General features: G+C 54.6%; 17 protein-coding genes. 5 read left to right on the top strand and 12 right to left on the bottom strand.

Going from position 1 to position 23,677, the window contains the following annotated elements; genetic code table 11:
- Positions 1–10 precede the first annotated feature (10 nt).
- The 3 genes from wecA to trxA form a co-directional block, all read right to left on the bottom strand.
- Positions 11–1,096 carry a UDP-N-acetylglucosamine--undecaprenyl-phosphate N-acetylglucosaminephosphotransferase gene (wecA, locus tag WH298_RS10375; protein WP_009127802.1) on the bottom strand — a complete coding sequence of 362 codons (1,086 nt, stop codon included), beginning with the start codon at positions 1,094–1,096 and terminating at the stop codon, positions 11–13.
- Between the two features lie 277 nt (positions 1,097–1,373).
- Positions 1,374–2,633, bottom strand: a complete 1,260-nt coding sequence (gene rho, locus WH298_RS10370; protein WP_008105744.1) for a transcription termination factor Rho — start codon at positions 2,631–2,633, stop codon at positions 1,374–1,376.
- 345 nt (positions 2,634–2,978) lie between these two features.
- Positions 2,979–3,311 (bottom strand): thioredoxin TrxA, encoded by a 333-nt coding sequence (gene trxA / locus WH298_RS10365; RefSeq protein WP_008105741.1) that lies wholly within the window; start codon positions 3,309–3,311, stop codon positions 2,979–2,981.
- A gap of 117 nt (positions 3,312–3,428) precedes the next feature.
- On the opposite strand from trxA, the gene rhlB reads away from it, so the two are divergent.
- Together rhlB and ppx are read left to right on the top strand one after the other, a co-directional pair.
- A complete protein-coding gene (rhlB, locus tag WH298_RS10360) occupies positions 3,429–4,724 on the top strand; it encodes an ATP-dependent RNA helicase RhlB (protein WP_009127796.1) in 1,296 nt (431 codons plus the stop codon).
- Between the two features lie 7 nt (positions 4,725–4,731).
- Positions 4,732–6,216 (top strand): exopolyphosphatase, encoded by a 1,485-nt coding sequence (ppx, locus tag WH298_RS10355; protein WP_180823715.1) that lies wholly within the window; start codon positions 4,732–4,734, stop codon positions 6,214–6,216.
- Positions 6,217–6,387: 171 nt separating this feature from the next.
- Here ppx and rep read toward each other — a convergent pair whose 3' ends face one another.
- On the bottom strand, positions 6,388–8,409 hold the full coding sequence (rep, locus tag WH298_RS10350; RefSeq protein WP_180822809.1) for a DNA helicase Rep: 2,022 nt from the start codon (positions 8,407–8,409) through the stop codon (positions 6,388–6,390).
- Positions 8,410–8,487: 78 nt separating this feature from the next.
- On the opposite strand from rep, the gene ppiC reads away from it, so the two are divergent.
- On the top strand, positions 8,488–8,769 hold the full coding sequence (gene ppiC / locus WH298_RS10345; protein ID WP_036621218.1) for a peptidylprolyl isomerase PpiC: 282 nt from the start codon (positions 8,488–8,490) through the stop codon (positions 8,767–8,769).
- Here ppiC and WH298_RS10340 read toward each other — a convergent pair whose 3' ends face one another.
- Positions 8,770–10,830 (bottom strand): AsmA family protein, encoded by a 2,061-nt coding sequence (locus tag WH298_RS10340; RefSeq protein ID WP_180822808.1) that lies wholly within the window; start codon positions 10,828–10,830, stop codon positions 8,770–8,772.
- 62 nt (positions 10,831–10,892) lie between these two features.
- Entirely contained in the window at positions 10,893–11,666 is a 774-nt protein-coding gene (gene pdeH / locus WH298_RS10335; RefSeq protein WP_009127785.1) for a cyclic-guanylate-specific phosphodiesterase, read from the bottom strand.
- Positions 11,667–11,948: 282 nt separating this feature from the next.
- Here pdeH and kdgK point away from each other — a divergent pair, with 282 nt between their 5' ends.
- Both kdgK and WH298_RS10325 read left to right on the top strand, forming a co-directional pair.
- The gene (gene kdgK, locus WH298_RS10330) at positions 11,949–12,881 is read left to right on the top strand and encodes a 2-dehydro-3-deoxygluconokinase (RefSeq protein WP_180822807.1); all 933 of its coding nucleotides are present in this window, start codon (positions 11,949–11,951) and stop codon (positions 12,879–12,881) included.
- A gap of 386 nt (positions 12,882–13,267) precedes the next feature.
- On the top strand, positions 13,268–14,140 hold the full coding sequence (locus WH298_RS10325; RefSeq protein ID WP_009127782.1) for an alpha/beta hydrolase: 873 nt from the start codon (positions 13,268–13,270) through the stop codon (positions 14,138–14,140).
- A 196-nt stretch (positions 14,141–14,336) separates the two neighbouring features.
- On the opposite strand, the gene WH298_RS10320 is transcribed toward WH298_RS10325, so the two are convergent.
- The 6 genes from WH298_RS10320 to bcsE all read right to left on the bottom strand — a co-directional run bounded on the left by WH298_RS10320 (position 14,337) and on the right by bcsE (position 23,520).
- Positions 14,337–15,845, bottom strand: a complete 1,509-nt coding sequence (locus tag WH298_RS10320) for a M16 family metallopeptidase (protein ID WP_180822806.1) — start codon at positions 15,843–15,845, stop codon at positions 14,337–14,339.
- A 245-nt stretch (positions 15,846–16,090) separates the two neighbouring features.
- Entirely contained in the window at positions 16,091–17,371 is a 1,281-nt protein-coding gene (locus WH298_RS10315; protein ID WP_180822805.1) for a dicarboxylate/amino acid:cation symporter, read from the bottom strand.
- Between the two features lie 229 nt (positions 17,372–17,600).
- Complete coding sequence (hmsP, locus tag WH298_RS10310) at positions 17,601–19,613, bottom strand: biofilm formation regulator HmsP (RefSeq protein WP_180823714.1); 2,013 nt, start codon at positions 19,611–19,613, stop codon at positions 17,601–17,603.
- 562 nt (positions 19,614–20,175) lie between these two features.
- Entirely contained in the window at positions 20,176–21,792 is a 1,617-nt protein-coding gene (gene bcsG / locus WH298_RS10305) for a cellulose biosynthesis protein BcsG (protein WP_180822804.1), read from the bottom strand.
- A complete protein-coding gene (locus WH298_RS10300) occupies positions 21,785–21,973 on the bottom strand; it encodes a cellulose biosynthesis protein BcsF (protein ID WP_009127772.1) in 189 nt (62 codons plus the stop codon). The genes bcsG and WH298_RS10300 overlap by 8 nt, the downstream gene beginning before the upstream one ends.
- Complete coding sequence (gene bcsE / locus WH298_RS10295; RefSeq protein WP_180822803.1) at positions 21,970–23,520, bottom strand: cellulose biosynthesis protein BcsE; 1,551 nt, start codon at positions 23,518–23,520, stop codon at positions 21,970–21,972. The genes WH298_RS10300 and bcsE overlap by 4 nt, the downstream gene beginning before the upstream one ends.
- Between the last annotated feature and the right edge of the window lie 157 nt (positions 23,521–23,677).

The following is a 23,677-nucleotide window of genomic DNA, read 5'->3' as shown; positions in this document are numbered from 1 at the left end:
ATTTGGGCGCTTACCGGGAGTAATTTTTACCCGAAGTGGCTTTGTTCCAACGACGTTTAATACGACGCAATCGACGAGCCATACGCCAGGCGTGCTTAATGCAGTAGCCATAAAGAAGAAATGCCATTAAGAACAAGACGAGCATCACCCATTCAGGAATGAACGCCAGATATTCACCTAATACGCCAATCCCGGCTAATAATGCAGCAGCGACAGTAATCAGCAAAAAAGCTTGTCGGGATGAAAATCCAGCTCGCATGATGAGATGATGAATGTGTTGTCTATCTGCAGAAAAAGGGCTCATGCCTTTGCGTAAACGACGGTACATGATCGCAATCATGTCCATTAAAGGTATCGCGATCAGCCAAAGTGCGGTGACAGGGGTAATTGGATGGCTCAGTCCCTGGGTCGTCTCTAACAATATCCAGATAATCGTAAAACCGATCATGGTACTGCCAGCATCCCCCATGAAGACTTTGTAACGCCGTCCCAGGAATCCCAGATTAAGCAGGATATAAGGAATGGTGGCGGCAATCATGGCGAAGCACCACATCGCAAGACTAACCATTCCATCAAAATAAAGAATGATCCCCATGGCACCAAAGGTGACGCATGATAATCCACCGAGTAAACCGTCGATGCCGTCAACCATGTTGAATGCATTTATAGCGGCCCAGACGGCAAAAAGCGTGAGGACGTACCCAAATGGGCCAACGATGAATTCCACTGGGCCAACGATAAATCCGAGGCTCAGCAGATACAGCTTGGCGCCAAACATCATCACAACAGCAATAACCGCCTGCACAAAAGCGCGAAACTTGACGCTAATATCGAAACGATCATCCAGAGCGCCCACCAGCACCAAAATTCCTGCGCAGATCAGGTAGAGAAATCCATTTGGCATATATGATTTGGTAATCAAAAAGGCAAAACAGACACCTGCATAAACAGAAATCCCGCCAACTAATGGAATAACACCTTGATGTCTTTTCCTTAAATTAGGCTTATCCACCAACCCAATCTTTTTCGCCACTTTGCGAGCAATAAAGATAAAGGCTAAAGAGAAAAGAAAAGTTAGGCCAAGCTCTGTACTCATAGTGAGTAAATTCACGTTAATGCTCTCAGCTAAAATCGTGGACAACAATATGCAAAATGCCAGCTATTGCCGTTCATCCCTATTCCGAATTTTGCTGCAGAAAAATCCGACAGCTTAAAAAATCAGCAAATTTCTGCCGCAGTCATTATAAATGCTTCCTGCTGGGCTAATCCTAATGCCCATAAATAAAAAACGCCACGTTAAGACGTGGCGTTAGCAATAATTCCTGGCAAATTGTGCGAAGAGCCGCTTGGCTTAGCGGCTCTACACATGCAACTTATGAACGCTTCATCATATCGAAGAATTCGTCGTTGGTTTTGGTCATAGCCAGTTTATTGATGAGGAACTCCATTGCGTCGATTTCACCCATAGGATGGATGATTTTGCGCAGGATCCACATCTTCTGCAGCTCTTCCTGAGTGGTGAGCAGCTCTTCTTTACGGGTACCGGAACGATTGTAATCAATCGCTGGGAACACACGCTTCTCAGCGATTTTACGCGAGAGGTGCAATTCCATGTTACCTGTACCTTTAAACTCTTCGTAAATCACTTCGTCCATCTTCGAACCGGTATCAACCAGTGCGGTGGCGATAATGGTTAGGCTACCGCCCTCTTCCACGTTACGTGCCGCGCCGAAGAAACGCTTTGGACGATGCAGGGCGTTGGCATCCACACCACCGGTCAGGACTTTGCCTGATGCAGGTACCACGGTGTTATAGGCACGCGCTAAACGGGTGATGGAGTCGAGCAGGATGATGACATCTTTTTTGTGCTCAACCAGACGCTTGGCCTTCTCAATCACCATCTCAGCAACCTGCACGTGACGTGAAGCTGGCTCATCAAAGGTAGAAGCGATGACTTCACCTTTAACCAGACGCTGCATCTCGGTCACTTCTTCCGGACGTTCGTCAATCAGCAGCACCATCAGCAGGCAATCTGGATAATTGTAGGCAATGCTCTGCGCAATGTTCTGCAGCAGCATGGTTTTACCCGCTTTCGGCGGCGCCACGATCAGACCACGTTGACCACGACCAATCGGCGAAGCCAGATCCAGCACGCGTGCTGTCAGGTCTTCAGTCGAGCCATTACCGCGCTCCATACGCATGCGTTTGCTGGCATGCAACGGCGTGAGGTTTTCGAACAGAATCTTGTTGCGCGCGTTTTCCGGCTTGTCGTAGTTAACTTCGTTAACTTTCAACAGCGCAAAGTAGCGTTCACCCTCTTTTGGCGGACGAATCTTGCCAGAAATGGTGTCACCAGTGCGGAGGTTGAAGCGGCGGATTTGGCTAGGAGAGACGTAGATATCATCGGGACCGGCGAGGTAGGAGCTGTCTCCAGAACGGAGGAAACCAAATCCGTCCTGCAGTATCTCCAGCACACCATCACCAAAGATGTCTTCGCCGCTTTTTGCGTGCTGTTTCAGGATAGAGAAAATAATATCCTGCTTGCGCATACGCGCCTGGTTTTCCAGCCCCATATTTTCGCCGAGGGTAATCAGCTCAGAAACCGGCGTATTCTTTAATTCGGTAAGATTCATAGTGATGGGTTCTTAAACTCGGGGTAATTCTCGAAATGATTGTCGTGAGTGGTATGGCAAAAATTCCATGCCTGTTAATGGCTCTTTTTCAACTCAGCTCGACGATTATCGTCAGATGTGGCGATAGGAAACGAGGAGACGGTCGAAAGATGATGCCGAATGTGCTAGTCATCAGATTGCCAAACCACGATAACGTTCATTGCGAGTAGGGTCTGACAAGGGAAAACTTAGATGCAAACTACAAGGTAAGAGCGTAATGCAGTGAACTCAACTTAACACGCTTAAAGTGAGACGTCCAGCAGTGGCGAAAAAATTCACCACTGCGGAACAAACACCGCGCCGGGCTTAGGCCAGGTTGGCGTTCAGGAACTCTTTTAACTGGCCTTTAGACAGCGCGCCAACCTTGGTTGCCGCCACTTCGCCGTTCTTGAACAGCAGCAGAGTTGGGATACCACGGATGCCATATTTAGGCGCAGTACCCGGGTTGTCATCAATGTTCAACTTAGCGATGGTAAGCTTACCTTCGTACTCTTCGGCGACTTCGTCGAGGATTGGGGCGATCATTTTGCAAGGACCACACCATTCAGCCCAGAAATCTACCAGAGTGACACCGTCTGCTTTCAGTACGTCTGTGTCGAAACTGTCATCGGTCAAGTGAACGATCTTATCGCTGCTCATGTTTAACTCCAAAAGATTGTGCCTGGCGAATTGGCGTAAATTATACCAACGTAGGTTGACTTTATTTCATCGGATACGCTTTCGTAAAGCGCTAGTAAGCTGATATTCTACCACACTATGAGCAAAACACACTTAACTGAACAGAAGTTTTCCGACTTCGCCCTGCACCCTCAGGTGGTAGAAGCCCTTGATACCAAAGGCTTTTCTAACTGCACGCCTATCCAGGCGCTCGCGTTGCCTTTTACGCTTTCAGGGCGTGATGTCGCGGGTCAGGCGCAAACCGGTACCGGCAAAACGATGGCGTTCCTGACGTCAACGTTTCATTATCTTCTTTCTCATCCTGCCGCAGAAGGTCGCCAGATCAATCAGCCACGTGCGCTGATCATGGCCCCAACGCGTGAGCTCGCCGTACAAATTCATGCCGATGCTGAACCGTTAGCGAAGGTAACTGGCTTAAAGCTGGGCCTGGCTTATGGTGGCGACGGCTACGATAAACAACTGAAAGTGCTGGCAGATGGCGTCGACATCCTGGTGGGCACCACCGGACGTCTGATCGACTATGCCAAGCAGAATCATGTCAACCTTGGCGCCATTCAGGTTGTTGTGCTGGATGAAGCCGATCGTATGTTCGATCTCGGCTTTATTAAAGACATTCGTTGGCTGTTCCGCCGCATGCCGCCGGCCACCCAACGCCTAAGTATGCTGTTCTCTGCCACCTTGTCTTACCGCGTGCGTGAATTGGCGTTTGAGCACATGAACAACGCCGAATACGTGGAAGTGGAACCCGAGCAGAAAACCGGCCATCGCATTAAAGAAGAGCTTTTCTACCCTTCTAACGAAGAGAAAATGCGCTTGCTGCAAACGCTGGTTGAAGAAGAGTGGCCCGATCGCGCCATTATTTTCGCCAACACCAAACATCGCTGTGAAGACATTTGGGGCCATTTGGCTGCCGATGGTCATCGCGTCGGTCTGCTGACCGGTGATGTTGCACAGAAAAAACGTTTGCGCATCCTCGACGATTTCACCAAAGGTGATGTCGATATCCTGGTCGCTACCGACGTCGCCGCACGTGGTCTGCACATTCCTGCGGTAACGCATGTGTTCAACTACGATCTGCCAGACGATCGCGAAGACTACGTACACCGCATTGGCCGTACGGGCCGCGCGGGAGCAAGCGGTCACTCCATCAGCCTGGCGTGTGAAGAGTACGCGCTAAACCTGCCGGCGATTGAAGAGTACATTGGCCACGGTATTCCGGTCAGCAAGTACAACAGCGATGCATTGCTAAACGAACTGCCACCACCGAAGCGCCTGCAACGCAGCCGCACAGGAAACGGTCCACGCCGTGGCGGTAACAACAGTAACCGTCGCAGCGGCGCGCCGCGCAATAGCAACCGTAAGCGTTCAGGTTAAGCACACCATGCTAAGCGCATCGTCACTTTATGCAGCGATTGATTTAGGTTCTAACAGCTTTCATATGTTGGTGGTGCGCGAGGTGTCTGGCAGTATTCAGACCGTCGCGCGGATAAAACGCAAAGTGCGTCTGGCAGCCGGTCTCGACAAAGCGAATCATCTCTCTGCAGAGGCGATGCAACGCGGCTGGCAGTGTCTGAAGTTGTTCTCCGAACAGCTGCAGGATATTCCCCCGGAACAGATCCGCGTGGTGGCAACCGCCACGCTGCGCATTGCAGAAAATGCGCAGGATTTTCTCGTTACCGCTGAACAAATTCTTGGCTGCCCGGTGAATGTCATCAGCGGCGAAGAGGAAGCGCGCTTGATATATCAAGGTGTTGCGCATACCACTGGCGGTTCCGATCAGCGTTTAGTGGTTGATATCGGCGGCGGAAGCACAGAACTGGTGACCGGCGAAGGCTCGCACGCCACCACGCTCTTTAGCTTATCGATGGGCTGCGTAACCTGGCTCGAACGCTATTTTAGCGATCGTCATCTGGCGAAAGAGAATTTCGAGCAGGCTGAAACGGCGGCGCGTGAGATGATCCGCCCAGTAGCCGCTGCGCTACGCGAGAAAGGCTGGCAAATCTGTGTGGGTGCATCCGGTACCGTGCAGGCGCTGCAGGAAATTATGATGGCGCAGGGCATGGATGAGCGCATCACCCTGAGCAAGCTGCAGCAGTTGAAACAGCGCGCGATTCAATGTGGCAAGCTGGAAGAGCTGGAAATTGAAGGACTGACGCTAGAGCGCGCATTAGTCTTTCCCAGCGGATTATCAATCCTCATCGCCATCTTCCAGGAACTCAGCATTGAAGGGATGACGCTGGCTGGCGGCGCACTGCGCGAAGGTTTAGTGTATGGCATGCTGCATCTGCCGGTTGATCGCGATATCCGCAGCCGCACGCTGCAAAATGTGCAACGTCGTTTTGCCATTGATATTGAGCAGGCTGGTCGCGTACGTCAGCTAGCAGAGAGTTTCTTCCGTCAGGTGAGCAGCAGCTGGAAGCTGGATAACCGATGTCGTGACCTGTTGCTGAGCGCCTGCTCAATCCACGAAATTGGCCTGAGCGTCGATTTCCGTCAGGCACCGCAGCACGCCGCCTATCTGATTCGTCATCTTGATCTTCCTGGTTTCACTCCCGCACAGAAAAAAATGCTGGCTTGCCTATTGCAGAATCAAAGCGGCAGCATCGATCTCGCGTTACTAACGCAGCAAAATGCCGTTCCACCACGTATGGCGGAGCGATTAAGTCGTCTGCTGCGTTTAGCGATTATTTTCTCGAGTCGTCGCCGTGATGACACTTTACCGGCCGTGCGTTTGCAGGCGGACGATGATGCGTTGCATCTGACACTGCCAGTAGGGTGGCGCGAAGTGCATCCGCTGCGTTCCGAGCTGCTGGAGCAGGAGAGCCATTATCAGTCATATGTGCACTGGTTACTGACCATCTCCTGATTTGGTATGTGCTGGCTGTCTCCCTAACAGGTGCTCGCTGTCCCCCTCCTCGGTCCTCCCCCATAAATGGGGGAGGAAGATGCTGCCATATATGAGTTGGGAAGTAGCATGTGGCAGCGTCTCCTTCCCCCGCTGGCGGGGGAAGGCCGGGATGGGGGACAGCAAGCTGCATCAACCCTTCTTCGCGTTCTCAAGCATCGCCCTTAACCCGGCAACGCGCGTCTGTCCGGTCTTCACACGCTCTTCTGCACTCACCACTTTTTTCTCGCGCTCCCACACCACATCGTCCTGCGGGAGTTCCAGCAGGAAGCGGCTCGGCTCCGGGCGCATCAGTTCACCGTACTGGCGGCGTTCGCGGCACAGCGTAAAGGTCAGCTCTTTCTGCGCGCGCGTAATGCCTACATACGCCAGACGACGCTCCTCTTCGATATTGTTCTCATCGATGCTGCTCTGATGCGGCAATAACCCCTCTTCCATGCCGACCAGATAGACATACGGAAACTCCAGCCCTTTTGACGCGTGCAACGTCATCAGCTGCACCTGATCGAGCTCCTCGTCGCTCTCACCGCGCTCCATCATGTCGCGCAGCGTAAAGCGCGTCACCACCTGCGCCAGCGTCATCGGTTCGTTCAGTTCGTCCCCTTCCAGCATCTCGGTCATCCACTGAAATAGCAGGTTGACGTTCTTCATGCGCATCTCAGCCGCTTTCGGGCTGGGAGAGGTTTCAAACAGCCAGCTTTCGTAATCAATGCCGCGAATCAGGTCGCGCACCGCATTAACCGGCTCGCGTTCCGTCAGCTGGATAATCTCATTCAGCCAGTGCGTGAAGCGCTGCAGATGTTCCAATCCGCGCCCGCTCAGCGTTTGCTCCAGGCCCATATCAAAGCTGGCGAGATACAAGCTTTTATTGCGCAGATTGGCCCATTCGCCCAGCTTTTGTAGCGTTGCCGGACCAATCTCCCGACGCGGCGTATTCACGATGCGCAGAAACGCACTGTCATCTTCCTGATTGGTCAGCACGCGCAGATAAGCCAGTAAATCCTTGATTTCCGGACGCGAGAAAAACGAGGTGCCGCCGGAGATGCGATAAGGAATACGGTTCTGCATCAACTGCTTCTCAAACACGCGCGACTGATGGTTGCCGCGATAGAGAATGGCGTAATCTTTGTAGGCGGTTTTGTTGATGAAGTGATGCGCAATCAGTTCGCCGGCCACGCGTTCCGCTTCATGATCTTCATTATTGGCACTGAGCACCTTCAGCTCGCTGCCCTGCCCCAGTTCTGAGAACAGGCGCTTCTCAAACACGTGCGGGTTGTTGGCGATAAGGATGTTGGCCGATTTTAGGATGCGCTGCGTCGAGCGGTAATTCTGCTCCAGCTTCACCACTTCCAGCGCCGGGAAATCCTCTTGCAGCAGCACCAGGTTTTGCGGTCGCGCACCACGCCACGAGTAGATTGACTGATCGTCATCGCCCACGACGGTAAAGCGCGCCCGCGCGCCGACCAGCAGCTTCACCAATTCATACTGGCTGGTGTTGGTATCCTGATATTCGTCCACCAGCAGATAGCGAATACGCTGCTGCCAGCGTTCACGCACTTCCTGATTGCGCTGCAGCAGCAGCGTCGGCAGCGCGATTAAATCGTCGAAATCCAGCACGTTGCAGGATTTCAGATGTTGGTCATACAGCTGATAACAGTGGGCAAAAATCTGGTCGCGCTGCGATTTGGCCAAACCCGCTGCGCCCTGGGGATCGACCAGATCGTTCTTCCAGTTGGAGATAGTAGAAATCAGCTGCTGCAACAGCGTCTTATCTTCTTCCAGCCACTGTTTAGTCAGGTCTTTCAGCAGCGCCAGCTGATCCTGATCGTCGAATAGCGAGAAGCTGGATTTCATTCCCAGCGCTTTGTACTCGCGCTTGATGATCTCAAGTCCCAGCGTGTGAAACGTTGAAATCATCAGGCCGCGCGCCTCTTTGCGCCCCAGCGTTTGCGCCACACGCTCTTTCATCTCGCGCGACGCTTTATTGGTGAAGGTCACGGCGGCGATATGGCGCGCCTGATAGCCACACTCGCGGATCAGATGGGCGATTTTATTGGTGATCACGCGGGTTTTACCTGAACCCGCACCGGCCAGCACCAGACAAGGACCGGTGACAAATTCGACAGCGCGTTGTTGGCCGGGGTTTAGACGCATAACGGAATTCGCTCAGTTGATTCGAAAGAAAGGTGGGTATAATGCTCGCGCGACGATTATACACAACGAGACAAAATGATGGCGAAAACCGCGGCGGCTTTACATATCCTGGTGAAAGAGGAAGCGCAGGCAAAATCCTTGCTGGCCCAGCTGGAGAAAGGCGCAAACTTTCAGCAACTGGCGAAAAAGCACTCTACCTGCCCGTCTGGCCGCAACGGCGGCGACTTAGGTGAATTTCGCAAAGGGCAAATGGTGCCGGCATTTGATAAGGCGGTCTTCACCTGTCCGCTGCTGCAACCTTACGGACCGGTGAAAACCGCCTTTGGTTACCACATCATCAAAGTGCTGTGGCGTAACTGATCACTTCTGATTCTTCATCTGCTGCAGCACCTTACTGCACTGGTTGTCGTCCGTATCGCTTGGCGAAATCAGCGCAACCAATGCTGCGGCCGGTGCGACTACGGCACCCAGCGCAATCGCTGCGGCACCGCGCGCAATCAGCGGCCCGGCTTTCACCCCGGCATCCGGATTTTTGAAGGTGCCGCGCACATATAACGGCGAACGTAGCGTGATGATGCGAATCCCTTTACTCTCCGGATTAATCGACAAGTCCATACGTTCGTTGGCGAAGTTGACGTTGCCGGTCACGTTGATCACCGCATTCTCGGTATCCAGCAGGAACAGCTTCGGCGTTGCCAGGCCCTGACGAATGTTCAGATCGGTCGCCGCGCAGTTAATCTTCACCTCATCATCGCCAAACAGTTTCCCCACCACATAATTCCCAACGTTCAGGCCCGCAATCTCCATCAGGCTGCGGCTGATCAAGCCATCATTCATCAGCAGTTTCATTTCGCCATTGCTGGTACCCAACAGATCCGCCACCGAGTTGCCGGTGCCGCTCAGCGTGGCATCGCCATTCAGCTGACCCAAACTGTTTTGCATCGCGGTGACATCCGGGAACAGCTGACGCAGACGCAGTTTACGCGCATGCAGATCGGCGCGTCCGCGCATCGGGCTGCGATCGCCTTCCAGATGAATGGTGGAGTTAATGCTGCCGCCCGCCATACCGAAGCGCAGCGGATCGAGCAGCAGGTCGCCATTCTTTAGCTGTACATGCGTGTAAAGATCGCTCAACGGCAGCTTGCTGCTGTGTTCGATGCGCTTGCCGCTGAACTTCACGTCCGCATCCATCACGTCCCAGCTTTTGGTATCGAACTTGTCATGCGGCAACACGCGGTCGGCGGGCTGCGCTGCAGCTTCACCGCGCTGCGCTTTCGCCTGCTGCGTCTTCTCGCTGCCTTTACCTGAATCGACGCCAATCAGCGGCCCCAAATCCGCCATGCGCAGCTGGTTCGAAGTGAGTTCACCGGTTAAGGTTGGACGCGGTTTGCCCTGACGATAGCTGAGCGAACCGTGAATATCGCTGTCGCCGATGTGGCCGTTAAACTTCTCGTAGCGGAACAGCGGCCCTTTCTCCTCGTTGAAACGCGCAATCAAATGACCGTCGGTTTCATACGGCGGCGTATCGGGCAGCAGTACGCCCGTCAGGCCATACAGGTTCGCCAGCGTGTCACCGGAGAAGCGAAGGCGCACATCCAGCCCGCCGAGATTGAGCGGATCTTGCAAGGTGCCGTCAATGCGCACGCGCGTGCTGCCATTACGCACATCCGCCTGCAGCGGGAACGGCGTGGTTTTACTGCGCAGCGATAACATGCCGCCAATTTTGCCGTCACCCTCCAGCTTCTCATTGTTGTAGGTGCCGTTCGCCTGCCAGCCAAAGACAAAATCACCCGCGCCTTTTTGCTGGTCGTTACCGCCCGCCACCTGTGCATACGGTACCGGTTTGCCCAGTGGGTTGATGGTGACCGTGACATCGGCTTTATTGATGGCATCGCGATAACGTACCTGCCCTTTATCGAACAGAATGTTGTCGAGGCGGAAGGACCAGGCAGACGGCGCGGCATTCGCCTCGCTGTTATCGCTGCTGGCTAAATCGAAGGTCCAGTTGTTCTTTTTGTCCGCGGTTTGCACCAGCCGCGCGTCGGGCTGCTGCATCTTTATCCACGGCAGGTAGATCTGCTTATGCAGCAACGCCAACGGCGCGATCGTCGCTTCTACCCGCTGTAAATGCACCATGGTGACTTCAGGAACCGTCGGCGGATTGCCCAGCATCACATCATCGGCATGTACCTGCGGCCACGGCACCCAACTGCGCCAGCCGGGCTCCTCGCGATTGCGCACCCAAGCCACGCCAAGATCGCCGCGAATAGCGAAAGGACGATTGAGTTCAGCAGAAACTTTCTGATTTATCGTTGGTTTTAGGCGGTTCCAGTCAAAGGTGGCGATGATCACCACAATCACTACAACCAATAATAAAAAAATCCCGACCACCCAGCTCAGGATCTTTCGGGTACGTGACATATTGCTTCCTCCTTGCCCTTCCACGTCTCGACTAAGGATAGTCGAGACGCTGCAGAACGGGATCAGGGAAGCTCAAGTGCCATACGTTCCAGCTCGCTAAACGGCACCGGACGCGAGAAGAAATAGCCCTGCGCCGCCATTGCCGGCGAGCTGCGCACCTGTTGCCACTCCTCTTCAGTTTCCACGCCCTCCACGATAACGCCGTTGCAGTAGCGATTAATTAGCGCCAATAGCATAGAGAACATGGAGCGGCCTTCATCGCTGGCGCGCAGCAGCATAAACAGCTCGCGCGACAGTTTGATGTAGTCATAACGCAGTTCGGTCAACGCGGAGAAGTTCGCCATGCCAGAGCCAAAATCATCCAGCCACAGCGGGCCGAGTTCCGGCATCTTCGCCACCATCTCTTCCTGCGGCAGAGCATGATGTTCGGTGAGTTCAAAGCGCACCCACGGCAACTGCGCGATCAGCGCGCGAATCGACTCATGCTGCTCAATTTCCATCAGCGTTGGACCATCGATATTCACCGAAGCCACCAGCTGACGCTGATGGAAAAAGGGTGACCATGTTATCAGCAGCTCCAGCTGCTCCTGGACGACACCGAGCCGCTGCGCGATAGTCAGGGCTTCAAAATAGTCTTCGGGCGACAGCCTTTTTTCTGGCGCGGAGGGATGCGCTACCGCCGTCAATAATTCAATGGCCAGCAAGCGGCCTGAGACCTGATAAATCGGCTGGAAAGTATAGAATCGTTGGCACTGCTGCCAGAAGAGACGCGTTTCCTGTTGTTGCTCCAGTTCATTTGAAACAGGCAGCCGATGACTCAAATTCTTCATCACCATGGTTTTTTCCTGGTTGGTGTCGAGTGCCTGCAAATAGCATCTCAGCGGCAAGTATCGGCGATCGCAGGGATAACTTTATCGATCTCATTAGTCCCATGAATAGATGAGTGTAACAGCGTGCTTCGCGCTTAATCGGCAAAATAAAACGCGCTTTGGCCGTTAAATCGCCGTAGCACCGGCAGTTCACTGCCTTAAGTTAAATTAAAACATCGTTTTAAAAACCATTGACGACTGCCATACCAGACGCGAGACTAAGGCAGAATTCACTATAGGCCGAAGACCATGACGCAGAAAAAAATCGCCATTATTGGCGAATGCATGATTGAACTGTCCGAAAAAGGTGAGAACATCAAACGCGGTTTTGGCGGCGATACGCTGAACACAGCGGTATATCTGGCCCGGCTGTCAGATAACCAGCAGCTGCGCGTGGATTATGTTACCGCACTGGGTACCGACAGCTTTAGCGATCAGATGATCGCTGCCTGGCAGCAAGAGCAGGTGCAAACCCAACTGATTCAGCGCCTCGACAATAAAATGCCCGGTTTGTACTTCATCGAAACCGATGAACATGGCGAGCGTACCTTCTGGTACTGGCGCAACGACGCGGCCGCCCGCTTCTGGCTGGATAGCGCGCAGGCGGATGACATCTGCCAGCAGCTGGCACACTACGATTATCTCTATCTGAGCGGCATTAGCCTGGCGATTCTGCCGGAAGCCAGTCGCAACAAACTTATGGCGCTGCTCAGCGCCTGTCGTCAGAACGGCGGCAAGGTGATTTTCGACAATAACTACCGTCCGCGTTTGTGGGCCGACAAAGCCAGCGCGCAGCAGGCGTATGCCGAGATGCTGCGCCACACCGATATGGCCTTCCTCACGCTCGACGATGAAGATCTTCTATGGGGCGAGCAGCCGCTGGAAACGGTGATTGCCCGAACGCGCGCCGCCGGCGTGCAGGAGATTGCGATTAAGCGCGGTGCCGACTCCTGTCTGGTGGCCGTCGGAGACGAACCGCTGCGGGAAGTTGCCGCGATCAAGCTGGCGAAAGAGAAAGTGGTCGATACCACCGCCGCAGGCGACTCCTTCAGCGCCGGTTATCTGGCGGTGCGTTTAGCCGGTGGCAGCGCCGAAGATGCCGCGGCGCGCGGTCATCTCACCGCCAGCACGGTGATCCAGCATCGCGGCGCTATTATTCCGCTGAGCGCGATGCCTCGTTAATCCAGGTGCGCATGAATGCGCACCCTACGCAGATTGTAAGGTCGTCATTTATGACGACCAAATTCATAAATATCGCTAACAACCTCGCCCCCAAAGTTTGCCTTAACGCAGTATTTTTCCCTGCTAATTTCCACTAATCACTTAGCTCATCCACTTCTGTAACATTACCCGCTGCACCGCTTCAAATACGCTTATCAGAGTGATTTAAATTCAATGTGTTATGCCACGAAAACCGGCCGCCAGGCATAGTCTGAAACTGGTGAAATCGCCGGTTTTCGGCTGGACGTCAGCCGCAAAAGAGACCATGTTTTAATCAATAACAGCAGGACGCTGTGACTCCGGCCGCGAAAAGAATAACGACAACATGACTCGCTCAGGACTGACTTATGCACACAGAAATTATCAATATCTGGCCACACGGTGATGCGCCAGGCGCGAGCGATTCGCGCGCTCAGCCGCAGATCGTCGATCTCGCCAAAGAGTACGAACCTTATGACCGCGCCGCCACCGGCGTGCGTTGCCCGGAAATTGCCCTCTGGCATCCGGAAACCTCGAACGGTATCACGCTGTTAGTCGCGCCAGGCGGCGGTTATCAGCGCGTGCTAATTGACCGTGAAGGCAGCGCGCTCGCAACCTTCTTCACCTCAATGGGCTACACGCTGGCGGTGATGACCTACCGCCTGCCGTACGATGGACATCATGAAGGCCCAGACGCGCCGCTGGCCGACGCGCAGCGTGCGGTGCGCGTGCTACGTGAACGTGCACAGCGCGGCATGAACGGTAAATACATCGTGATGATGGGCTTTTCGGCTGGCGGACACGTTGCCGCCAGTCTCGGCACACGCTTCGGCGATAAACTCTATCCGGTGCAGGATCAGGCCGACAGCTTCTCGCCGCGCCCGGATGCGATGGTGCTGCTCTATCCGGTGATCAGCATGCGTGAAGGTCTGGCCCACGAAGGCGCGCGCACCCGCTTGCTCGGCGCGTGGCCGGATCAAAAGATGATAGAGGCGTATTCCCTGGAAACGCGTGTGCATGCACAAACGCCACCGACGCTGCTGATTCACGCCTCCGACGATGAGTCGGTGTCGGTGAATAACAGCATGGTGTTTTTCAGCGCGCTAAGGGAGCACAAGGTGCCGGTGGAGATTCACTTCTACCAGAAAGGCGGCCACGGATTTGGTATTCGTGGCGTGGCGGACCTTCCGCTCGCCAGCTGGCCGATGCTGGTGACAGAGTGGCTTAGAGCCAAAACGTAATCCCAACCATCATTCGAGCATTGCTCGTCAGTTAAGGGATAAAACCAACATCACAGCGCGCACAAATCGTAGCGGCGCAATTTATTGCGCGATAAATCGCGCCGCTACAGAAAGTGCGATTTGTTCGCTATGCGTAACAAGTTGGCATTACGGAATAATTCGAGCCGCAGCTGCGGCTCGAATTATTTTGGGGATGTCACGAGGAAGGTGGAGATTGTTCCGACGCGCCGGCGCTGTTGTCTGGTTTTACTTCTTCCGGGCTAGCGGGTGCCGCTGGCGCATCTGGCAGCTTCATCACTTTATCCCAGCTTTCCTGCAGCATCTTCACATTGGTCTCGGCTTCACCCTGTGGCTGAATCAGTACCATGGTCAGCTCCTGCGACAGTTGCTGGCGCAGTTCCTGATTTAACTGGTCACGCGTCATTTCGCTGAGGAACGTCTGGCGCAGTTTCTGATACTGCTCTGGCGCAATATCCACCACCGCATTTTGCTGCGAGCGCAGACGCTGTCCCATCAGAATATCGGTATCGGTGCGTGCGTAAGTGGCGAACAGCTTGTTGAGCTCCAGCAGCTTTTGCGCCATCAGCGCATCAAACTCCTCCTGCGGCAATCCTTTATCACGCACCGCCGCCAGCTCTTTCGCCACCTGATTCATATTCTGTGGCAACGAGGCATTCGGGCTGTCCATGTTGATCGAGCACTGCGCACGCTGATACAGCACACGGCAGTCAAAGCCAACCTGTACGCTTTGCGCTTTGCTGTCCGCCAGAGCGCGCTGCACGTGCCAGAACAGCGCTTCACGCGCCAAATCGCTCTGCCAGTAGCGCTGCAAATTCTGCGAATCACGGATGGGTTGCCACGCCGTATCCCATACCAGCGACAGGCGATCCTGACTCATCCCGCCATTCACCAGATTAACCGGCTGATGCGGCAGCGGTGAGAGCGTCGGTAACGCAGCAGGCGCCACGCGCTTGCCTTTCAGCGGCGAGAAGGCTTTATTGATCTGCTCCGCCATGCTGCGGCTGTCAACATTGCCGACCACATACAGCGTCATGCCATCGGGCGTATACCACTGCTGATAGAAACTGTTGAGCTGGGCGATATCCACCGGCGCGCGCGGCTGCTCGCCGGGATCGTGCGCCAGCATCGCCGAACCTTTCAGGCGATAGCGCCACCACACATCCTGAGTATTCGTGGGCCAGGTCGCGATCGGATCGGTCGCCGTCAGCGCGGTTGACACCACTTGCTCATTAATCGTCATTTTACCGGCGGTTGCCGCCAGCCAGTTGAGTGCTTCTTTCAACAGATCCGGACGGTTGTTTGGCAAGCTGAGATTGTATTGGGTGTAATCGTACGAAGAGATGGCAGGCGGCAGCGGACGTTGCGGATCCATGGCCTGTTGCCATAGCGCGCGTTGCTGATTGGTGTCCAGCGTGGCGTTATGCACCATCGCCAAACGCGATAAAAGATGGCTGTAGCCGGTTTGTTGTGCGCTCTCCACCAGTGAACCGGTGTTAACAATCAGGCGCAGTTCAATGCGATCGCTGGGACGTTGCGGTGTGGTTAGCAGCTGCCAGCTAAAACCATTGTCCAGTTTACCTTCCTGCCAGGCGGGATCGGGTTGGAGCGTCTCGGCTTGCACGCCAAAACCGGATGCTGCCAGTAGCAATCCGCCAACCAAAAGCCGAATTCTGGTGCCCTGCATGTGAACCCCTACTCAAACAGATCAACGCTCGTTAGCGCGGCATGTTCGGCCACATCTGGGGTGACCGGTGCGGCAGTTTGCCGCCACGTTTATTTAATAACAGACTCTTTGACCACGAGAAGGTCAGGATGTCGCGCAACGAGGCAAAAAATCGGGAAAAAAATCAATGGGGTTTATTATGCAAATGCCCGCTGTCAGGGCAAGCGACAGCGGGCATTTCTCGGCAAATTAACGCAAATAGCCTTTTACGCAGCGGTTTCTGATGCGTTTTTCACCTTTTTCGCTGAAGAAAGCGCCGCGTTCATTTGCTTCTCATCCAGCTGGCCAACCCACTTGGCTACCACAATGGTCGCCACGCCGTTACCGACCAAATTGGTCAGCGCACGCGCTTCCGACATAAAGCGGTCGATACCCAGAATCAGCGCCAAACCGGCTACCGGCAGATGTCCCACTGCCGACAAGGTTGCCGCCAGCACGATAAAGCCACTGCCGGTGACACCCGCTGCGCCTTTAGAGGAGAGCAGCAGCACCACTAACAGCGTGATTTGATGGAACACATCCATATGCGCATTGGTCGCCTGCGCAATAAACACCGCCGCCATGGTGAGATAAATCGAGGTGCCATCAAGGTTGAAGGAGTAACCCGTAGGGATAACCAAGCCCACCACCGATTTCTTACATCCCAGCCTCTCCATCTTATCCAGCATACGCGGCAGCGCAGACTCGGAAGACGACGTGCCGAGTACGATCAGCAGCTCTTCTTTGATGTAGGCGACAAATTTAAAGATGTTGAAGCCGGCGAAGCGGGCAATCAGCCCCAGCACCACCACCACGAAAAGCACGCAGGTGATATAGAAGCAGATGATCAGCTGGCCCAACTGCACCAACGATCCCACACCATATTTCCCGATGGTAAAGGCCATGGCACCAAAGGCTCCGATTGGCGCGAGACGCATAATCATGTTGATAACGCCGAAGATCACTTTCGAGAAGCTTTCGATAACGTTAAACATCACCGTGCCGGCGCTGCCCAGACGATGCAGCGCAAAGCCGAACAGAATAGCGAACAGCAATACCTGCAGAATGTTGCCGCTGGCGAAGGCGCCGACCACGCTATTCGGGATCACATCCAGTAAGAAGGCGACAATGCCCTGCTGCTCCGCCTGCTGGGCGTAAACCGCGACCGCTTTGGCATCCAGCGTGGCCGGATCAACGTTCATGCCCGCACCCGGCTGCACCACGTTGACCACCACCAAACCGATGATCAGCGCGATGGTGCTGACCACTTCAAAGTACAGCAGCGCGACCGCGCCAGTACGTCCAACGGCTTTCATGCTCTCCATGCCGGCAATACCGGTCACCACCGTACAGAAAATAACGGGGGCGATGATCATCTTGATCAGCTTAACGAAACCATCTCCGAGCGGCTTCATTTGTGCGCCTAACTCAGGATAGAAGTGGCCCAACAGGACGCCGATGCCAATGGCAACTATGACCTGCAAGTAGAGGCTTTTTAAGATTTTCATAACAGGTGTCCAGTAAGACGGTTTGCACCGCCATTGTTGTGGAGTAACGCATGCGGCAAGCCGCCAGAAGCGTAAAACCTTACCGATGGCGAGGAAAATAACACCCTGTTAACAAGATTAATATCCCCTAACATTCCTTACAAAAGTTACAAAACTCTAACTATGAACTGAAACGCTTCAGCTTAGCGCTTCGCTGTAATTTTATAAGGAAAATCAATAACCAAGGTGATTATTCAGGGAGTTGCGGGGTCTGGAGCCAGCGTTGATTAAAGACGTTGAGCGGCAGCGCTTCAGCATATAAGTAGCCCTGCCCTATAGTAATTCCGCGCGCCAGCAGCCAGTCACGCTGTTCGGCGGTTTCCACACCTTCAGCGATCACATCAAGGTGAATGATGTCGGCAATCGCCGCCACGATGCGTACCATGGTGTCATCATCGGGCAGTGCCGCGACGAAGCTGCGATCCATTTTCAGCTTGTTCACCGGCAGCGCTTTAAACTGATGCAGGTAGTTAAGATTGGAGTAACCCATGCCGAAATCATCAAGCGCGACGGCCACGCCGGTTTGTTGCAGTGAGCGCAGCAGCGCAATCGCCTGTTCGGCATCACCAATCTGTGCGGTTTCGGTAATTTCCAGCACGAAGTTGCCCGGCGCAATGCGATGGCGCTCCAGTAAGCCCTGCAAATGACTCACCATGCTGGCATCGCGCAGCTGCACCGCCGAGATGTTAACGCTGAGCGGGATGTTAATGCCCTGCTTCTGCCAGCCGGCAAGAATGCGGCAGGCCTCTTCAAACACCCAGCGACCAATCGCCGAAATCACGCCAATCTCTTCAGCGCTGGCAATAAACTCTTCCGATAAGCCATAGCTGCCATCCGGCATGCGCATGCGCAGCAGCGCTTCGGCACCGGCCAATTCACCGGTTTCCATATTGATTTGCGGCTGCAGATAGAGGGAGAACTGATCCTCCTGCAAACCTTGCAGAATGTCATGTTCCTGCGTTAAGCGCTTTTGCGCGCGCTCGGTGAGTGCCGGGTCGAAGAACAGAATCTGGTTTTTGCCTTGATGGCGCGCCGACATCATCGCCGATGTAGCGCGATCCAGCTGCTCGCTGGCCGAAATGCTGTTCTCTTCGTGCAGCGCCAGACCAATGCTGGCATTAGGCCGCAGCTGCAGCTGTTGCAGGTTCACCGGCTGATTGATGCGAATCATCAGATTGCGCGCCAGGCGCATGGCGCGGAACGGATTGTGCGCGCGCTTCATCAGCAAGGCGAAGTCGCTCGGCCCGGTTTGCGCCAGCAGCACGTGATCGTCCACGGTGCTGCGAATCTTCTCCACTAGCGTCAACATCAGCGTATCGCGCTGCTCATCGCTCAAAACGCCGTTGGCTTCCTGCAGCGTCTCGATACGAATCACCATCAGTCCCCACGCCTGGCGGTTACGTTGATGGCTCATGTGTTGTTCGAGCAGCGCAAGGAACAGCGCGCGATTAGGCAGATCCGTCACGGCGAAATGGGTAGTCATACGGCTCATTTCGTCGTGAATCGACTCCAGCACCTGCTGATTGCGATTGTAGCTGCGAATCAGCATGCCGATTTCATCATCGCGATGGTTATGCGGCAGCGTCATTTTGTGCGTCAAAATCGCCTGCGGCGGCAGCTCCTGCAAATCACGCGAGATATCGCGCAGCGGATGCACAATCAAGCGGTTGATGCACCAGCTGATGGAGATCGAAAGGATCAGCGCCAGCAGCAGATAGGTGGTGATCATGGTGGATAACGTGCTGAGCAGGAACTGATAGACGCGCGACGAATCGGCCTGCAGCACCAGATACGCAATCGGCTTTGGCAAGCCAGAGCGCTCAACCGAATAGAGCGGCAGCGTGATTTGCACCGGCAGCTCAAACAGGCGCGCCACCCAGCGCGGCACCGGTTTTTCCGGCGCGAAATCGGCGTGCAGCGCCTGGAACGCGTTCGGCAGCACCACATCAGCGCGCGATAAAATACCGGCGGGTTTCAAAGTATTAAGAATGCGCTCGGCCTGGGGAATATCGGCTTTCAACACGGCATCTGAGAGCGGCTGACGCACGGTATGCGCCACATTTTCCATTTGTTGGGCGTAGTCAATCCTGCGCTGCTGCACAAAGTGAAAGAGCTGGATGACAATAAAAATGCAGATGGTCACCATCGCCACGGCGGAAACCGTCGCCATCTGCTTTATCGTTAGAGAACGACTGACGCGCAACAAAACTTCTCCAGGCCATCAAAGGCGAGTCATGAGATGAAATTCGCAGCGAGTATATCCCAGTTCATGCGTTTTTTTCGCCGGGATATCGGCGAAAAGTAAGCAAGTTGGGTTATTTATGAAGTGATTCGGAATTAGGCAGGTGTTATTGCAAATGAATGCCCATCTTGAAGGGTCGCCATTCATGGCGTAATGCCGATCAGTTAAGCGCTGAGCGACTTTCGTTCGCCATCGGCTGAGGCAGTTTCAGCGATGCCGTGCGGCGACCGAGCGCAGAGTGACGGCCAGGATGAGCCGATACGACGTCGGCGAAAGCGCGGCATGAGCCAGGGATGGCGAATCCGCGCGGTCTGTCAGGCCGGAGTGATAAGCGAGGGAACAGCGAGGACGGCGCAGGCGCGGATTGCTAAGGTCCGCGCCTTCGGACCTTAGCCCGGCCGCCTGCTTCACACATTCTGAAACTGCCATACGCTTAGCGGGCGGAACCCCTGCGATGCCAGTACGCTGCTTAACTGACGAGCATTACGCCATTCATGGCGACCTCACTAATGCCCGCGCCGAACTACTGCGGATACGCCACCCAATCGCCGCCGTTCAGGCGGATCCACGGCTTGCCCTGATACATCATCACCACCGCATTATCGTTCTCCGACACCACCGGCGTCTGCGGCAGATTATCGGTCAGCAGCGACATATTGACGTTCGGCGCGTTAAATAGCTGGCCATCCACCACGCGCGACACGATTTCAGAGATCGCCATCAGGCTGGTTGGCGTCTCAACGCTGAGTGGCTGGCCTTGATGCGCTGCCTTCATGCCGACAAACTTAATGCCAACCGGCACATGGGTGATATCCGGGCTGGGGATATCACGCAATCCCGACATCTGCATTTTGTCGCCCTGCAGCGCCGCGCCGTGTTCCGGCACCACCAGCACCATCACGCGACGGCCGGACTTCTCCAGATTAGCCAGGAAGGCATCGAGCTGGTCGAACAGCACTTTGGCACGCGGCTGCCAGTCGGCGCTGCGCGTGCTGCCCAGTTCGCGCGTGCCATCGTGCAGCGGAATCAGGTTATAGAACGTCGCGCTGCGCGCATCGCTGCTCTTACTGCGATCGTCGAGCCAGCGCTGCATCAGCTGCGCATCATTAAACACCGGCGAGCCGTCAAACGAGGTCACTTCTGGCGCTATACCCGCCTGCGACATCAATGGCGCCTGCAGATTGCCCTCTTCGCGCAGCTCTTTGAGATAGTTACCAAACACGCCGGTGTGATCCATCATCAGCTGCTGCTTAAAGCCCAGCTTCGCCAGATTATCAAACAGATAGCAGCGCTGATCGGTGGCTTTATACAGATCGCTGTGCGAGCTTTGCCCGCAGCTGGCGCGCAGCAGACGAATCCCCGCCGGGCCGCTGTAGCCGGTGGCCGAGTTGTAGTTATTGAGCAGAATATCGAAGTGCTGCCACAGCGGATGATCGCGTAGCTGCGTCACCTGCAAATCAGACCACGACAGCGAGCAGATGTTGATGACCAGAATATCGAACGGCTGCGAATCGGCAGGTAGCGCTTCCGGGAAGTGCGTCGCACGCTGGCGCTCACTCTCGTAAAAGCGGTTCAGCCATGCGGTTAAATTGGCGCTGGTCGGCGGCGCGGATTGATCGAGGCCATCCGGCGCTTTCGCCGCTGGCGCATTTTCGAGCTTCACGGTGGGCGTTGCCGCGCGGCTCGGCAGTAAATTCACTGCTGGTCCGGCGATGGTCAGCACATTCAGCCAGATCAGCATCAGCGTCACCAGCACGGTGACGCGAATCCACTGCGCGATAAACAGATACAGCACCAGCAGTACCAAGCCCGCGCCAATCATCTCCCAGTTGATAAAGCGGTTGAGCAGGTCCAGCAGGTAACCTGGCGAAAAGCTGGCGAGCTGGCTTCCCTGACTCATGATCGAATTGAGTCCCGGCAGCCAGGTATCGTGCCAGAAGAGCGCCACGCCAATCGGCAGCGAAATCCACTGGCGCAGGCGATGCAGACGCAAACCCGGCAGCGGCAACAGCAGCCATGCCAGAAAGGCCAGATTACTCAGCGCGTGGAAATTGAGATAGCCGTACCACAGCAGGGCAAATTTGATCAGAAAGTAAAAATTCCAGCCACCAAGGCCGCGCCACGTCAATCTGTTATCCATGTTTATCCGTTTTCTTCGCTTTGCGTTGCCACTGGCCTTCTGATTTCAGCGCGCGGGTGGGCAACCATCGCATCAGCGGGTTGATGCTGCGGCGCGCGACTCCGCGCCCAAACAGTGATTTCAGCAACAGTAAAATCAGTAACAGCAGGATCGCCACCTGCACCCAATCCATCAGCATCATCGGCGCTCTGCTCCATCAAGATTGAGCGTGATCGGCTGCGGCGTTTGTGCGGCGCGCGCGGCGGCTGCTGCAGGGGCACTGACCGGCGCGACGGCTAGCGGCTGCTCGGTGACATCGCGCAGCGCCACCGGCGTCAGCTGCCGAATTTTCTGCGCCTCCGATAAAATCTGATTGTCTTCAAACCACACCATGCGGTTGCTAAACAGCTCATCGTGCGGCAGCGAGAAGATCGATTTCAGCGCAATATCCAGGTCATTGAATCGGCATGAAGAGAGGAACAGATAGATGCGATCGTTAATCAGCGTGACCAAATCGCCGAAGCGCCGGGGTTTGCACAGCGTCAGAATCTGCTCGGGTTTCAGCTGCGGCACCGGACGCAATGCCACCATCAAGCCTTTATCGTTCTCGGGAAGCAGCGTGTTGCTCATTAGCTGCTGCACCGCCGCACAAAACGCCTCGAGCGGCAGATAGCCTTTTTGCTGCAACGGCTGCAGCGCCTGCATCAGTGCGCTGAGATTAGCGGGCACATGTCGTGAGAATTGCTGTCCCTGAATACCTTCCAGCGTGGTCAGAAAGCGCGACAAACTGGCGGCGTTCGGCACGATGGCATTCACACCGCAGGCCAGCAACAAACGTTCATCGCTATAGCGCAGCGTGGTACTGATTTCACGCACCACAATCTTCAGCGCACTGCCGCGCGATCGGCGCAAACTATGGACCATATTCGCTAGCGTATTGATGTCCTGGTTATGGACCAGGCTAAAGATGACCGTGGCGGCGTTCGCCTGCTGGGCACGCGAAAACACGCGGTCATTATCGCTAAACAGCTGCCACTGCACCGAGAGCGGCGGCGCCCCTTCCAGCACACCTTCCTGCGCCAGAAATTGGTTTTCATCGTTGCGGCTTAAGGGAATATTTTGTTCCGCTTCATTAACGGCAATAAATTGATTGTCGACATAACTCAAACGGATAGCGCGGTCGGCCAGTAATTTGTCGGCGGCGTACCACCAGTTAATTCGATATTGCCAACTGTCCTGCTGAAACTCTAAATGTGCGAGACCATCAAGCTGGCGAAAATAACCTTGCAGATGATTACGTAAGTGAATTATTGAAGCACCGGAGGTGATCATTAACAGCGTGATTTGTTTTTTACTTAACAAACGACGCATGCGCTTAAGCCAAATAGTCAGCTCATCCTGCGATAATTTACGCCACAAGGCGGCATTACTATAAAACAGCACGATGCCACTGCGATTATTCAGCACGCGGGAAAGATCGCTCTCAAACTGCTGCAGGCTGGTTTTATTGGCGGGCAGGGAAAATAATGGCATTCGCGCCGGACCGCCAATCGGATCGGGCGTTAACAGCGCCTGCGGCTTCTCATCTGCGCTGATAAGCGTGGCGGCATCTTGCTGGCTAATGACCTGACGCAGCAACAGCCGGGCATCCTCCTGACGCTGGCTGGTAATCCAATAAAACCCTGGCGTCTGCAGGGTATTTAATTCCTGCTGAATCTGTTGCAGGCCAAGCGCATAGTGATTTTTCATATTTTATTCGCGATCGCTACCCTCGCAGCGAGTTTAATCTAGACGGCAACGATTGGAACTGGTGAAATAAAAAATAACCGCATCGCTGCACAGTTCGTCGCAATATTCTGGTTTAGACTTTACAAAAAATAGAATCACAATTCATCCGTTGTCGATT

Source organism: Pantoea nemavictus, assembly GCF_037479095.1.
Lineage (GTDB): Bacteria > Pseudomonadota > Gammaproteobacteria > Enterobacterales > Enterobacteriaceae > Pantoea > Pantoea nemavictus.
This window is presented reverse-complemented; position numbering and strand designations above follow the sequence as displayed.